We start from the raw sequence: 13,548 nt of genomic DNA, 5'->3' as shown, positions 1-13,548 counted from the left end.
GGTCACAGCCTGCGAGGCAACATCGCCGATACGGCGCCCGAACAGGCCGGCCACCAGCGCGGCGACCAGGGGCGCAAAGAGGATAATGGTGACTATCGTCTGCATGACGTCGCTTAGCCCTTCATCATGCTGGCGTCGTCCACCGCGATATCACCGCGGTTTCGGAAGAAGGTGACGAGAATGGCCAGACCGACAGCCGCCTCGGCGGCGGCAACGGTCAGCACGAACATCGCAAAGATCTGCCCGACCACATCGTGGAGATAGGCCGAAAATGCGACGAGGTTGATGTTCACCGCCAGCAGGATCAGCTCGATCGACATCAGGATGACGATGATGTTCTTGCGGTTCACGAAGATCCCGAAGACCCCGATGGTGAACAGGATCGCGGCGACGATGAGATAGTGCGACAGGCCGATCATTCGGAGATCCCCTCACCCGGCTTGATCTGGACCAGTTCCATCCCGGTCTTGGGCGAACGGGCAACTTGCTTGCCGATGTCCTGGCGACGAACGCCCGGCTTGTGGCGCAGGGTCAGCACGATGGCCCCGATCATGGCGACCAGCAGGACCAGACCGGCCATCTGGAAGAAGAAGACGTAGTCCGTGTAGAGCACGCGACCGATCGCTTCGGTGTTGCTGATCCCCTCGGGCGAGGCCATCGGCGTGGCGTTCTTGCCGGCGGCTCCGTTGGTGGCGACCGTGGCCGCAACGAAGATCATCTCCAGCGTCAGCACACCCGCCACTAGACCGCCGACCGGCAGGTACTGGGCAAAGCCCTTACGAAGCGCCTCGAAGTCGATGTCGAGCATCATGACCACGAACAGGAACAGCACCGCGACTGCGCCGACGTAGACGACGATCAGTAGCATCGCCAGGAACTCCGCGCCCAGCAGGACGAAAAGGCCGGCGGCCGAGAAGAAGGCGGTGATCAGGAAGAGCACCGAGTGCACGGGGTTTCGCGCCGAGACGACGAGAAGACCCGCCGCAAGCGTCACAAAAGCCAGCAAATAGAAAGCGATCGCCTGCAAGGCTGCTCCCCTGAAATCTACGTTCACGACGACGGCGCCAACCGGCGCATCGCCCCCTTCGGATTCGCGTCCCGTCCTTAACGGTAAGGCGCGTCCAACTCCAGATTCTTCGCGATCAGACGTTCCCAGCGGTCGCCATTATCGAGAAGCCGTTCCTTGTCGTAATAAAGCTCTTCGCGGGTTTCGGTCGCGAACTCGGTGTTCGGACCTTCCACGATGGCATCGACCGGGCAGGCCTCCTGGCACAGACCGCAATAGATGCACTTGACCATGTCGATGTCGTAACGGGTCGTCCGGCGGCTGCCGTCCTCGCGCGGCTCGGCCTCGATCGTGATGGCCTGGGCCGGACAGATGGCTTCGCAGAGCTTGCAGGCGATGCAGCGCTCTTCGCCCGACGGATAGCGACGCAGGGCGTGCTCGCCGCGGAACCGCGGCGACTGCGGGTTGCGCTCGTTCGGATAGATCACGGTCTTCTTGGGCGCGATCATGTACTTCATCGCCAGCCCGAAGGCCCCCGCGAAGTCGAGAAGGGCCGCGCCCTTGACCGCCTGTGTGATGCGCTGGAACACCAGAGCTCTCCTAACACTTTTCTTTAGGGAAGGGACGAACGTCCCTCCCCTGATCTTGCTGCTGCCGACGCACAGACTGCTCCAGGACGCATTTCCGGATCTCGTCGTCAGCCTTGCGGCGCGCCTCGACCTGCTCCTCGAGCGACCGCTGCGGCGGCCTCGACAGTCCCGTTCCCCAGGTCGTGCAGCCTGCCAGAAGGCAGAGCGCTACAATCCCTAGGGCCGCCCGCTTCATTTGCCGTTCCGGGAAATGACGCAGGTGTAGTTGGAAAGCTGGGCGGGATCTCCCCCGTCCTGCTTCGCTTGCAGAGTTCCGCCATCGGCCTTGCACTTGTCGCCGGCCCGGCGGAGTTCGTCATAGTTCACGATGCCGCGGCCCAGCGAATAGGACCGCCCCGTCGGCGCGTCCGCAGCGGCGCAGGCCGCCAGCGACGAGACCGACAAAGCTGTCAGGGCAAGGGCGGCCATCAGTTTCATCAGGCCCCCGGACCGAACACGCGCCAGGCAGCGACCAGGGCGACCAGCACCAGCGAGGTGGGCAGGAAGACCTTCCAGCCCAGACGCATCAGTTGGTCATAGCGGTAGCGGGGCACGATGGCCTTCGCCATGGCGATCATGAAGAACCAGAAGCAGATCTTGGCGAAGAACACGATCGCCAGAAGGAGGTTGGCCCAGAAGGTCGGCCAGGTCTTCAGGAAGTCAATCGGGAAGCCCGGGTTCCAGCCGCCGAAGAACAGGACACTGATCATCGCGCACATCAGGACGATGTTGGAATACTCAGCGACCATGAACAGCAGGTATGGGGTCGAGCTGTACTCGACCTGATAGCCGGCCACGAGTTCGGATTCCGCTTCCGGCAGGTCGAACGGCGGGCGGTTCGTCTCGGCCAGGGCCGAGATGTAGAACATGCCCATGGCGATCACCATGACCGGCAGCAGCACGATGTTCTTCAGGCCGCCGCCGAAGACGTTCCAGTTCCAGAACCAGCCCGACTGGGCCTCGACGATGGTCGACAGGTTCATCGAGCCGGCCAGCAGGATCACCGTGATGATGATCAGGCCGATCGAGACCTCATAGGACACCATCTGCGCCGCCGAGCGCAGGGCGCCCAGGAATGGGTACTTCGAGTTCGAAGCCCAGCCGCCCATGATGATGCCGTAGACGCCGAGCGAGCTCATCGCCAGCAGATACAGGATGCCGACATTGATGTTCGACACCACCCAGCCCGGCGCGAACGGCACGGCCGCCCAGCCGACAAAGGCCAGGATCAGGCTGAGCAGCGGCGCGAGAATGAAAACCACCTTGTCGGCACCGGCCGGGATGATGATTTCCTTCAGCACGAACTTGAAGAAGTCGGCGAAGGACTGAAGCAGACCGAACGGACCCACGACGTTGGGGCCCTTGCGCATCTGGACGCCGGCCCAGATCTTGCGGTCGGCCAGCAGCAGGAACGCCAGGCTCAGCAGAACCCAGATCACCACCAGCAGGATGCCGCCGGTGGTCAGCAGGGTCCAGGACACTGCGGGGTTGGAGAAGAACTCGCTCATCGGCCTACTCCGCCGCGATCTTGGCAGCGCCGGAGACCACAGCCGCACATTCGGCCATGGTCACGCTGGCGCGCGCGATGGGATTGGTCAGGTGGAAGGCCTTGACCGCGCTCTCGAACGGAGCGTCCGAGAGGTCACCGGCACCGCCGACCGAAGCCACATCGAACGCGGTCGGGATCGAACCCGGCGCGAAGTCGATCTGGCCGAAGGTCGGATGGTCGGCAAACAGCTTGGCCCGCAGTTGCTCCAGGCTGTCATAGGGCAGCTTGTGGCCGAGAAGTTCGGACAGGGCCCGCAGGATCGACCAGTCTTCCTTGGCCTCGCCCTTCGGGAATACGGCCCGCTCACCCATCTGAACCCGGCCCTCGGTATTCACATAGAGGCCGTTCTTTTCGGTATAAGCCGCGCCCGGCAGGATCACGTCGGCCTTATGGGCCCCGTTGTCGCCGTGGGTGCCCAGATAGATCTTGAAGGCGTCCGAAGCGGCGGTTTCGCACTCGTCTGCGCCCAGCAGGAACAGCACATCCAAAGCGCCAGGCTTCAGCATCTGCCCTGCCGTCAGACCGCCCTCGCCCGGCACGAAGCCCAGGTCCAGCCCGGCAACGCGCGCAGCGGCCGTATGCAGGACGTTCCAGCCGTTCCAGCCGTCGCGGACAATCTTGAACGCCTTGGCGACCGCGCCGGCGGCCTTCAGTACAGCCGCGCCGTCAGCCCGGGTCAGGGCCCCCTGGCCGAGGATGATGGCCGGGCGCTCGGCATTCTTCAGGGCGGTGGCAAAGTCAGACTTGCTCTTGGCCAGGCCCGTCAGGGTTTTGGCACCTGCACCCAGGTAGTCGTATTCGTAGGTCAGGTCGCCCTGCTCGCCGATCACGCCGACCCGCAGCTTGCCCGCGATCCACTGCTTGCGCAGGCGGGTGTTGAGCACCGGGGCTTCGATCCTGGGATTGGTCCCGACCAGCAGGATGACGTCGGCATTCTCGATGCCGGCGATGGTCGAGTTGAACAGCCAGCTTTCGCGGGCCCCCTCGCCCAGCGCCACACCGTCCTGGCGGGCGTCGAGGTTCTTCACGCCGAGGGCGCTAAAGAGGTCCTTGGTCGCCTTCAGGCTTTCGGCGTCCTGCAGATCGCCGGCGATGACACCGATGCGGTCCGGTGACGTGGCTTTGATCTTTTCAGCCACGGCCGAGAAGGCCTGGGCCCAGGTGGCCGGCTGCAGCTTGCCGCCGACGCGCACATAGGGACGGTCGAGACGCTGCCGTTGCAGGCCGTCGACGGCGTAGCGCGTCTTGTCCGAGATCCACTCTTCGTTGACGTCTTCGTTGACGCGCGGCAGCACGCGCAGCACGGCGGCAGCGCGGCTGTCGACCCGGATTGCCGAGCCCAGCGCGTCCATGACGTCGATGCTCTCGGTCTTTTTCAGTTCCCAAGGCCGCGCCTCGAAGGCGTAGGGCTTGGAGGTCAGAGCGCCGACCGGGCAGAGGTCGATCACATTGGCCGACAGCTCCGACGTCACCGCCGCGCCGAGATAGGTTGTGATTTCAACGTCTTCGCCGCGCGAGATCAGGCCGATCTCCGGTGAGCCGGCGACTTCGGTGATGAAACGGACGCAACGCGTGCACTGGATGCAGCGGGTCATCACCGTCTTGATCAGCGGGCCCATGGCCTTTTCTTCAACGGCGCGCTTGTTCTCTTCGTAACGGCTGTCGTCGCGGCCATAGCCCATGGCCTGGTCCTGCAGGTCGCACTCGCCGCCCTGGTCGCAGATCGGGCAATCCAGCGGGTGGTTGATGAGCAGGAACTCCATCACCCCTTCGCGGGCCTTCTTGACCATCGGAGTCTTGGTGAAGATCTCCTGGCCCTCGGCGGCCGGTAGGGCGCACGACGCCTGCGGCTTCGGCGGACCAGGCTTCACCTCAACCAGGCACATCCGGCAGTTGCCGGCGATGCTGAGGCGCTCGTGATAGCAGAAGCGCGGGATTTCTTCCCCGGCCAGTTCCGCAACCTGCAGAACCGTCATGCCGGGCTCGAACTCGACCTCGACGCCGTTAACCTTGGCGATAGCCATGCTTGTTACTCCGCCGCGATCAGCTTGGCGCCCTGCACGTGCAGGCGACCGCTACGATAGGATGCAATCCGATCCTCCACCTCGTGGCGGAAGTGACGGAACAGGCCCTGGATCGGCCAGGCGGCCGCGTCTCCGAGGGCGCAGATGGTGTGACCTTCAACCTGGGTCGTGACGTCCAGCAGGGTGTCGATCTCTTTCGGATCGGCCTCGCCGGTGACCATGCGCTCCATGACCCGCCACATCCAGCCGGTGCCTTCGCGGCACGGCGTGCACTGGCCGCAGCTCTCATGCTTGTAGAAATAGCTCAGGCGCGCGATGGCACGAACGAGATCGGTGTCCTTGTCCATGACGATGACGGCGGCGGTTCCGAGGCCAGAGCGCAGGGCGCGCAGGGCGTCGAAGTCCATCGGCAGATCTTCGCACTGCTCAGCCGGAATCATCGGCACGGACGAACCGCCCGGAATGACGGCCTTCAGATTGCCCCAGCCACCCCGGATGCCGCCGCAGTGATCCTCGATCAGCTGACGGAAGGGGATGCTCATCGCCTCTTCGACGTTGCAGGGCGTGTTCACGTGCCCGCTGACGCAGAAGAGCTTGGTGCCGGTGTTGTTGGGACGACCAAAGCCCGCGAACCACGAGGCCCCGCGGCGCAGGATGGTCCCGGCAACCGCGATGCTCTCGACGTTGTTGACCGTGGTGGGCATGCCGTAAAGGCCCGCGCCGGCCGGGAACGGCGGCTTCAGGCGCGGCTGGCCCTTCTTGCCTTCAAGGCTTTCCAGCAGGGCGGTCTCTTCGCCGCAGATATAGGCCCCGGCGCCATGGTGGACGTAGAGGTCGAAGTCCCAGCCATGGATGTTGTTCTTGCCGATCAGCTTGGCCTCGTAGGCCTGCTTGATCGCCGCTTCGAGCACTTCGCGCTCACGGACATATTCGCCGCGGATGTAGATGTAGCAGGCGTGGGCCAGCATGGCGCGCGAGGCGATCAGGCAGCCTTCGATCAGGAGGTGGGGATCATGCCGCATGATCTCCCGGTCCTTGCAAGTGCCCGGCTCGGATTCGTCGGCGTTGACGACCAGATAGTGCGGACGACCGTCCTTCACTTCCTTGGGCATGAACGACCACTTCAGGCCGGTGCCGAAGCCCGCCCCGCCCCGGCCACGCAGGCCGGAGTTCTTCATGTTGTCGATGATCCAGTCGCGCCCGGCGTCCAGGATGTCCTTGGTGCCATTCCAGCAGCCGCGCTTCTTCGCGCCCTCGAGGCCCCAGTCGTGGAGGCCATAGAGGTTGGTGAAGATGCGGTCCTTGTCTTCGAGGATACCGACCATGACTCAGCTTTGCGGATCGAATGGATGGGCGCGCACATAGCGCGTCCGACGAAGGATGACATAGGCGAAAAGCAGCCAGCCCGCCGCAATCGTCACAAGACCTGCGACAACGGCCCAATCCGGGGCCCCAGAGACCATACGGCCCCAGATGAGGAGCAAGGCCCCCAGCAGGCAGGCGACGAAACCGACGCCCCGTTCCCGGCGACCAAGCGCCCGAATCGAGTCGGCATAGGCTGCTTTTTTCAGGTTGAGGGCACTTTCGTCGATCATGACGCCGTCCCCTCCTCGGTCTTGACCGCGCGCATCCAGCCCAGAACGAACCAGATTTGCGCAGCGAGCCCTGCGGCCACGAGCAGCAGGAAAGCCGGCAGTAGCCAGCCAATGCCAAAGCTCACATGGCCGACGATCGCCGCCCCGGCCAGCACGAAGCAGACCGCGTCGATGGCGAGCATCGTGGTCAGGCGCTTCTTCTGGAGGACGGCATCGGTAGACATCAGGCGGCTGGCTCCGCCTTCGGGGCCTTTTTGGGCTTCTCCGGCAGGTTGGGAATCTTGATCTTCTTGGCCAGCGAGCCGTCATACAGCTTGGGATCGGTCAGGGTCTGGATCGAGTCCTTCGGCTCAGACGCCTTGCGGCCGATATAGCTGCCCGGCTGCGGCGAATTGCCGGCGGCGAAGTCGTCGAGGATCTGGGCCAGGCTCTCCGGCGTCAGGTCTTCGTAGTAGTAGTCATTGATCGCCGCCATCGGCGCGTTGCAGCAGGCCCCGAGGCACTCGACCTCTTCCCAGCTGAACTTGCCGTCAGCCGAGACATGATGGGCTTCGCCAATCTTGGCCTTCAGAACCGCGCGGAGGTCGAGCGCGCCGCGCAGCTGGCACGGCGTGGTGCCGCAGAGCTGGACGAAGGCCACCTTGCCGACCGGCTGCAGCTGGAACATCACGTAGAAGGTCGCCACTTCCAGAACCCGGATGACGGGCATCTGAAGCTGTCTGGCGATCTCCTGGATGGCAGGCTCGGAAATCCAGCCCTCCTGCTTCTGGGCCAGCCAGAGCATGGGGATCACGGCCGATTGCTTGCGCTCGGCGGGGTATTTGGCTTTCCACCAGTCAGCCTTGGCCTGGCTTTCGGCCGAGAAGGCGAAGCTGGCGGGCTGTTCCTTGGCGAGACGACGAACGGACATGCGTCAGGCTTTCACGAAATCAACGCGGGCGATCTTGTCGCCGGCGAAGGTGTAGATGGCGGCGACCTCGAAAGGCACCGCGTCGGGCGAACGGAAAACCCGCTCATGGTCGATGACCCGGTTGCCGATCTCCACGCGGCCCACGAGCTCGGCGCGGTTCTGCGGAAACTGAGCGAACAGGCCGACATGGCGCTCGCGGAACGCCGCCACGCCATGCAGGTTCGGCTCTGCATTGAGCTCGGCAACGACCATGTCGTCCGCAAAGCAACGGCACAGGCCGTCGAGGTCCTGGGCGTTATAGGCGTCGAGCTGGGCTTGGGCGACAGCGGCCAGGCTCACCGGTCGATCTCCCCGAACACGATGTCCAGCGAGCCGAGGATGGCCGAAACGTCAGCCAACTGGTGGCCGCGGTTCATCCAGTCCATCGCCGCCAGGTGCGGGAAGCCCGGCGCGCGGATCTTGCAGCGATAGGGCTTGTTGGTGCCGTCCGAGACCACGAACACGCCGAACTCGCCCTTGGGGGCTTCGACGCAGGCATAGACCTCGCCGGCCGGGGTCCGGAAGCCCTCGGTATAGAGCTTGAAGTGATGGATCAGGGCTTCCATCGAGCGCTTCATCTCGGCGCGACGCGGCGGGCTGACCTTGTTGTCCTCGGTCATCACCGGGCCGGGCGTCTTGCGAAGCATCTCGCAGGCCTGGCGGATGATCTTGGTCGACTCGCGCATCTCCTGCATGCGGCAGAGATAGCGATCATAGCAGTCGCCGTTCTTGCCCAGCGGGATGTCGAACTCGAACTCGTTGTAGCACTCGTAGGGCTGGTTGCGACGCAGGTCCCAGGCGATGCCCGAACCCCGCACCATCACGCCCGAGAAGCCCCACTCGATGGCCTCCTCGCGCGTCACCACGCCGATATCGACGTTGCGCTGCTTGAAGATGCGGTTGTCGGTGATCAGGCCTTCGATGTCGTCGCAGATCTTCGGGAAGGCCTTGGCCCACGTGTCGATGTCTTCGATCAGCTGCGGCGGCAAGTCCTGGTGGACGCCGCCCGGCCGGAAGTAGTTGGAGTGCAGCCGAGCGCCGCAAGCACGCTCGTAGAACACCATCAGCTTCTCGCGCTCTTCAAAGCCCCAGAGCGGCGGCGTCAGGGCCCCGACGTCCATGGCCTGGGTCGTCACGTTCAGCAGGTGGTTCAGAACCCGGCCGATTTCCGAATAGAGCACCCGGATCAGCGAACCGCGCTTGGGCACATCAACGCCGAGCAGCTTCTCGATGGCCAGGCAGAAGGCATGCTCCTGGTTCATCGGTGCCACATAGTCGAGGCGGTCGAAGTACGGGATGTTCTGGAGGTAGGTGCGGGCCTCCATCAGCTTCTCGGTGCCGCGATGCAGCAGGCCGATATGGGGATCGACGCGCTCGACGATTTCGCCGTCGAGCTCCAGCACCAGACGCAGCACGCCGTGCGCGGCCGGATGCTGCGGGCCGAAATTGATGTTGAACTTGCGAACCGGGGTTTCCGGGATCGCGGGCACGATGGAAGCGTCGTCAGCCATCACTTGGCCTCCGCTTTTTCGTCGCCCGGCAGGGCGTACTTGGCCCCCTCCCAGGGGGAGAGGAAATCAAAGGCCCGGAACTCGGTGATCTTCACCGGCTCATAGACCACCCGCTTGAGCTCGTCGTCGTAGCGAACCTCGACATAGCCCGTCATCGGGAAGTCCTTGCGCAGCGGATGACCGTGGAAACCGTAGTCGGTCAGGATCCTGCGCAGGTCCGGGTGGCCGTCGAAGAAGATGCCGTACATGTCGAACGCCTCGCGCTCGAACCAGTTGGCAACCTCGAACACCGGCGTGATCGAGGGAACCGGCGTTTCCTCATCGGTCGAGACCTTGAGGCGGATGCGATGGTTCTTCACCAGGGACAGCAGGTGATAGACCACGTCAAACCGAGCAGCGCGCTCGGGATAGTCCACACCGGTCAGGTCGATCAGCTGGTGGAACCGGCAGGCGGCGTCGTCGCGCAGAAAACGCAGGGTGTCGCAGATCGTCGCGGCGCGCGCCACGATGGTCAGCTCGCCAAACGCCACCGAGTGGCCCAGCACGCCGGGCGCGCGAGCGACAACGTCCTGGCCGAGAAGTTCAAGAGCTTCGCTCATCGCTCGATGGTCCCCGTGCGACGGATCTTTTTCTGCAGCTGCAGCACGCCATAGACCAGGGCTTCTGCGGTCGGCGGACAGCCCGGCACATAGATGTCGACCGGAACGACCCGATCGCAGCCACGGACCACGCTGTAGCTGTAATAGTAATAGCCACCGCCATTGGCGCAGCTGCCCATCGAGATCACGTAGCGCGGCTCGGGCATCTGGTCGTAGACCTTGCGCAGCGCCGGAGCCATCTTGTTGGTCAGGGTACCGGCCACGATCATTACGTCACTCTGGCGCGGGCTGGCGCGCGGCGCGAAGCCATAGCGCTCCAGGTCATAACGCGGCATCGACGCCTGCATCATTTCCACGGCGCAGCAGGCCAGGCCGAACGTCATCCACATCAGCGAGCCGGTACGGGCCCAGGTGATCAGGTCGTCGGCAGCTGCCGTCACAAAGCCCTTGTCGGCCAGTTGGCCGGACACGCCGTCGAAGAACGGGTCATGGAGCTTGGGATCATAGCCTTGCACCGTCGAGCGGCCGGCCGAACCGGCCGGAACCAGCGGCGAGCTATTGGCGGGAACGATCACTCCCATTCGAGGGCGCCCTTCTTCCATTCATAGATGAAGCCGACGGTCAGAACGCCCAGGAAGGACATCATCGACCAGAAGGCAAAAGCGGCCGCCTCATGGGGCAGCTTCATCAAGCTGACGGCCCAGGGAAACAGGAACGCCACTTCCAGATCGAAAATAATGAAAAGGATCGAGACCAGGTAAAACCGGACGTCGAACTTCATGCGCGCATCATCGAAAGCGTTGAAGCCGCATTCGTAAGCGGACAGCTTTTCAGGGTCCGGTGCCCTGGGCGCAAGCACCGCAGCGGCCAGAAGGAAGGCGGATCCGATGACCGTCGCGATCCCGAGAAAGATCACGATCGGCAGGTACTGGAGGAGGAAGGCGTTCATGACAGCCCTTGGCTTGAATCGAGCGGGTTGTAGCCCATGCCCGCCCACGCTTCAAACACCTGCGACACATTGATAAACGGTCGCAACTGCGGCTCTTCCACAGCTTCGGACACATGGGCGTTGACACGAGTCCATGACCGACATATCAGACGCGCCTCGCCGAAGGGCGGGTCGCACTTTCGCTTCGGCGAAGGCTCAATGCGGATGTAGCTCAGTTGGTTAGAGCGCCGGCCTGTCACGCCGGAGGTCGCGGGTTCAAGTCCCGTCATTCGCGCCACTTTCGGGTGGTCGTGCTTCCCTTCTCTTCCGGTGTTCAAGGACGACCGTTGTGTTTCGGCACACGATGCGGATGTAGCTCAGTTGGTTAGAGCGCCGGCCTGTCACGCCGGAGGTCGCGGGTTCAAGTCCCGTCATTCGCGCCACGGTCCCTTTTCTCCAAGAAATTGCACCATTCCGGATGCTTCAGGCGTATCGAATGCCGTGGCCTTGAGCCCGCTTGCCCGCGACACGATGTAGCATCCATGCCCCCAGCGCCCTCTCCGATCTTTTCCGTCCTCGATCTATCCCCCGTCCCCATGGGGTCGACGGTCGGTGACGCCCTGCGCAACAGTCTCGACCTTGCCCGACACGCCGAGCGGCTCGGCTACCATCGCTACTGGCTGGCCGAACATCACAACATGCCGGGAATCGCCAGTGCGGCGACGGCTGTGGCCATCGGACATGTCGCGGCAGGAACCTCGACCATCCGGGTCGGGTCAGGCGGCATCATGCTTCCGAATCATGCGCCGTTGATGGTTGCAGAGGCATTCGGGACTCTGGCCGCACTCTTTCCGAATCGCATCGACCTCGGCGTCGGCCGGGCGCCCGGAACCGATCAGGCCACGATGCGGGCCCTGAGGCGCTACATGGGCGCGGTTGATTCGTTCGCCCAGGACGTCGTCGAGCTTCAGGCCTGGTTCCGGCCAGCTGAGCCAGACCAGGCGGTCCGCGCGGTTCCGGGCGAAGGTCAGGACGTTGCGATCTGGATCCTTGGGTCGAGTACCTATGGTGCCCAACTGGCCGCGGCCCTCGGCCTGCCATTTGCCTTTGCCGCCCATTTTGCCCCGGACCACCTCCTGGACGCGTCCACACTCTACCGGCGACACTTCAAACCGTCGGAGACCTGTGCCGAGCCCTATTTCATGGTCTGTATCGGAGCCTGCGTAGCCGACTCGGATGAAGAGGCGGTCCGACTTGCCACGTCGACTCAGCAGCAGTTTCTGGCCCTGAGGCGAGGCAATCCGGGCCTGCTGCCGCCGCCGGTGGATGATATCGCGGCGGTCGCATCGCCGGGCGAGCTTGAAGGGCTCAGACACACCCTGCGCTATGCCGCCGTCGGATCGCGGAACACCGTCAGGACAAAGATCGAATCGGTGATCAAGCTGACCTCTGCCAACGAGGTCATGGTCGCATCTCAGATCCATGACCACGCTGCGCGTTGCCGAAGCTATGAGTTGCTCGCTGAGGTTCGATCAAGCCTCGGGGCCGAGGCCTAGCCCGGTAACCTCAGTGGGGTACGGCCCTGGGGTTTGGATCCGAAAACGCTCCATGGCCCGTCAGCTTACCGTAGATGTCACACAGTCGGCTGAAAACCGTGTCCCACCCATGTCGGCTGACTGCGCGCTGACGCGCTGCCCGCCCGAGGACATCCGCGCCGCGGGCAAAGACCGAGTCGATGGCCTCAGCAAAAAGCGCTGGCTCCGACCGCTGGGCCAGCTGGCCTACCGTATCGTCGACGGACTCGGCCACTCCGCCTGAGGCGACACCAATGACCGGCAAGCCACAGGCCATCGCCTCAAGCACAACCAGACCGAAGGGCTCACTATCGTTGGCATGCACAAAGGCGTCGCAGCTGGCGAGCATCGCGCCCAGCGACACGGGGTCCCGGATGTAGTCCAGACAGACCACCCGATCACTGGCCGGTGCGGCGGCCCCGGCACCGACCAATAGCAGAATGTAAGGATCTCCCAGCCGCTCAACGGCCTCGACCAGGACATCAAGACGCTTCTCCCGGGCTGGACGGCCCGCAAAGACCAGGATCCTGTGGCGGGTAGAGAGCCCAAGGCGCGCTCTGAGACCCGCAGGATCTCCCCGACCAGGATGGAACATCGCGATATCGACGCCGAGGGGTAATCCAATCGCCTTGGGAACCCCCGCTTCCATCAGCCGCTGCGCGATAAACTGACTGGGCGCGACGGCCTGATCGAACTGGCCATAGATAGCTGCCCAGCGCTTCTGCACCGGCTTCTCGGCCCATTCTCCAATATGCAGGGCCGCCAGTGCACCGAGGTCCGTATGGCAGAAGCCAACAACCGGAATGCCGAGGGCATCGCCGGCCCTCAGGGCCGCAAGTCCCGGGGTATAGGGATCCCCGGCCTCTATGATATCGGGCCGCTGACGGACAAGACGTTCCATCCAGGCCTGCTTCACGACAGGCCAGCGGTAGCCGTCGCCAAAGGGGAGCGGGGCCGCATAGATCGAAACCTTGCCCTCCCCGTCATAGGCATCACGGGCCCCGGGAACGACAAGCGTATGCTGAACCTCAGGGCGATTGGACCGTAGCCAGCTGCGTTTGCTGTTGAGATATCGCCGCACACCCCCACTGCGCGGGGCGTAGAGCATGGTCGTGTCGACGAGGCGGACAGCGGATCGCGGCAAAGCCCGGATTGGCGGGGAAGCGCCAGCCTTTTCGGGAGAG

Annotated in this window: 17 protein-coding genes and 2 tRNA genes; 3 read left to right on the top strand and 16 right to left on the bottom strand. The window is 63.9% G+C overall.

Annotated features, from left to right (window positions below):
- Positions 1–113: 113 nt before the first annotated feature.
- The 15 genes from nuoK to DBR10_RS06045 form a co-directional block, all read right to left on the bottom strand.
- On the bottom strand, positions 114–419 hold the full coding sequence (gene nuoK / locus DBR10_RS06120; protein ID WP_035046486.1) for an NADH-quinone oxidoreductase subunit NuoK: 306 nt from the start codon (positions 417–419) through the stop codon (positions 114–116).
- Positions 416–1,027, bottom strand: coding sequence for an NADH-quinone oxidoreductase subunit J (locus DBR10_RS06115; RefSeq protein ID WP_108504661.1), 612 nt, complete (start codon positions 1,025–1,027; stop codon positions 416–418). Before DBR10_RS06115 ends, nuoK begins: the two co-directional genes overlap by 4 nt.
- A 77-nt stretch (positions 1,028–1,104) precedes the next feature.
- Positions 1,105–1,596, bottom strand: a complete 492-nt coding sequence (gene nuoI / locus DBR10_RS06110; RefSeq protein ID WP_035046481.1) for an NADH-quinone oxidoreductase subunit NuoI — start codon at positions 1,594–1,596, stop codon at positions 1,105–1,107.
- Positions 1,597–1,827: 231 nt separating this feature from the next.
- Positions 1,828–2,073, bottom strand: a complete 246-nt coding sequence (locus DBR10_RS06100) for a hypothetical protein (protein ID WP_108504663.1) — start codon at positions 2,071–2,073, stop codon at positions 1,828–1,830.
- On the bottom strand, positions 2,073–3,143 hold the full coding sequence (gene nuoH / locus DBR10_RS06095) for an NADH-quinone oxidoreductase subunit NuoH (protein WP_108490315.1): 1,071 nt from the start codon (positions 3,141–3,143) through the stop codon (positions 2,073–2,075). The genes DBR10_RS06100 and nuoH overlap by 1 nt, the downstream gene beginning before the upstream one ends.
- A gap of 4 nt (positions 3,144–3,147) precedes the next feature.
- Positions 3,148–5,208, bottom strand: a complete 2,061-nt coding sequence (nuoG, locus tag DBR10_RS06090) for an NADH-quinone oxidoreductase subunit NuoG (RefSeq protein WP_108504664.1) — start codon at positions 5,206–5,208, stop codon at positions 3,148–3,150.
- 5 nt (positions 5,209–5,213) lie between these two features.
- Positions 5,214–6,533, bottom strand: a complete 1,320-nt coding sequence (gene nuoF / locus DBR10_RS06085; RefSeq protein WP_108489217.1) for an NADH-quinone oxidoreductase subunit NuoF — start codon at positions 6,531–6,533, stop codon at positions 5,214–5,216.
- 3 nt (positions 6,534–6,536) lie between these two features.
- Positions 6,537–6,803 carry a hypothetical protein gene (locus tag DBR10_RS06080; protein WP_108489216.1) on the bottom strand — a complete coding sequence of 89 codons (267 nt, stop codon included), beginning with the start codon at positions 6,801–6,803 and terminating at the stop codon, positions 6,537–6,539.
- Entirely contained in the window at positions 6,800–7,027 is a 228-nt protein-coding gene (locus DBR10_RS06075) for a hypothetical protein (RefSeq protein WP_108489215.1), read from the bottom strand. Before DBR10_RS06075 ends, DBR10_RS06080 begins: the two co-directional genes overlap by 4 nt.
- Positions 7,027–7,713 (bottom strand): NADH-quinone oxidoreductase subunit NuoE, encoded by a 687-nt coding sequence (gene nuoE, locus DBR10_RS06070; protein ID WP_108489214.1) that lies wholly within the window; start codon positions 7,711–7,713, stop codon positions 7,027–7,029. The genes DBR10_RS06075 and nuoE overlap by 1 nt, the downstream gene beginning before the upstream one ends.
- A gap of 3 nt (positions 7,714–7,716) precedes the next feature.
- Positions 7,717–8,052: a nuclear transport factor 2 family protein gene (locus tag DBR10_RS06065; RefSeq protein WP_108503706.1), complete on the bottom strand. Its 336-nt coding sequence runs from the start codon at positions 8,050–8,052 to the stop codon at positions 7,717–7,719.
- Positions 8,049–9,263, bottom strand: a complete 1,215-nt coding sequence (locus DBR10_RS06060) for an NADH-quinone oxidoreductase subunit D (RefSeq protein ID WP_108503705.1) — start codon at positions 9,261–9,263, stop codon at positions 8,049–8,051. Before DBR10_RS06060 ends, DBR10_RS06065 begins: the two co-directional genes overlap by 4 nt.
- Positions 9,263–9,862: an NADH-quinone oxidoreductase subunit C gene (locus tag DBR10_RS06055; protein WP_108489986.1), complete on the bottom strand. Its 600-nt coding sequence runs from the start codon at positions 9,860–9,862 to the stop codon at positions 9,263–9,265. The genes DBR10_RS06060 and DBR10_RS06055 overlap by 1 nt, the downstream gene beginning before the upstream one ends.
- Positions 9,859–10,464 (bottom strand): NuoB/complex I 20 kDa subunit family protein, encoded by a 606-nt coding sequence (locus DBR10_RS06050; protein WP_108489987.1) that lies wholly within the window; start codon positions 10,462–10,464, stop codon positions 9,859–9,861. Before DBR10_RS06050 ends, DBR10_RS06055 begins: the two co-directional genes overlap by 4 nt.
- Positions 10,434–10,811, bottom strand: coding sequence for an NADH-quinone oxidoreductase subunit A (locus tag DBR10_RS06045; RefSeq protein WP_108489988.1), 378 nt, complete (start codon positions 10,809–10,811; stop codon positions 10,434–10,436). Before DBR10_RS06045 ends, DBR10_RS06050 begins: the two co-directional genes overlap by 31 nt.
- Positions 10,812–11,011: 200 nt before the next feature.
- Here DBR10_RS06045 and DBR10_RS06040 point away from each other — a divergent pair.
- From DBR10_RS06040 to DBR10_RS06030, 3 genes are all read left to right on the top strand, one after another.
- A tRNA-Asp gene (locus DBR10_RS06040) sits at positions 11,012–11,088 on the top strand.
- A 68-nt stretch (positions 11,089–11,156) separates the two neighbouring features.
- Positions 11,157–11,233 (top strand) — tRNA-Asp (locus tag DBR10_RS06035).
- 99 nt (positions 11,234–11,332) lie between these two features.
- Positions 11,333–12,346 carry an LLM class flavin-dependent oxidoreductase gene (locus DBR10_RS06030; RefSeq protein WP_108503704.1) on the top strand — a complete coding sequence of 338 codons (1,014 nt, stop codon included), beginning with the start codon at positions 11,333–11,335 and terminating at the stop codon, positions 12,344–12,346.
- Between the two features lie 10 nt (positions 12,347–12,356).
- Here the strand turns inward: DBR10_RS06030 and DBR10_RS06025 are convergent.
- Positions 12,357–13,548: glycosyltransferase family 4 protein (locus DBR10_RS06025; protein ID WP_108556218.1), on the bottom strand; the 1,192-nt coding region annotated here is incomplete at its 5' end.

This window comes from Caulobacter sp. HMWF025 (assembly GCF_003060965.1).
GTDB lineage: Bacteria > Pseudomonadota > Alphaproteobacteria > Caulobacterales > Caulobacteraceae > Caulobacter.
This window is presented reverse-complemented; position numbering and strand designations above follow the sequence as displayed.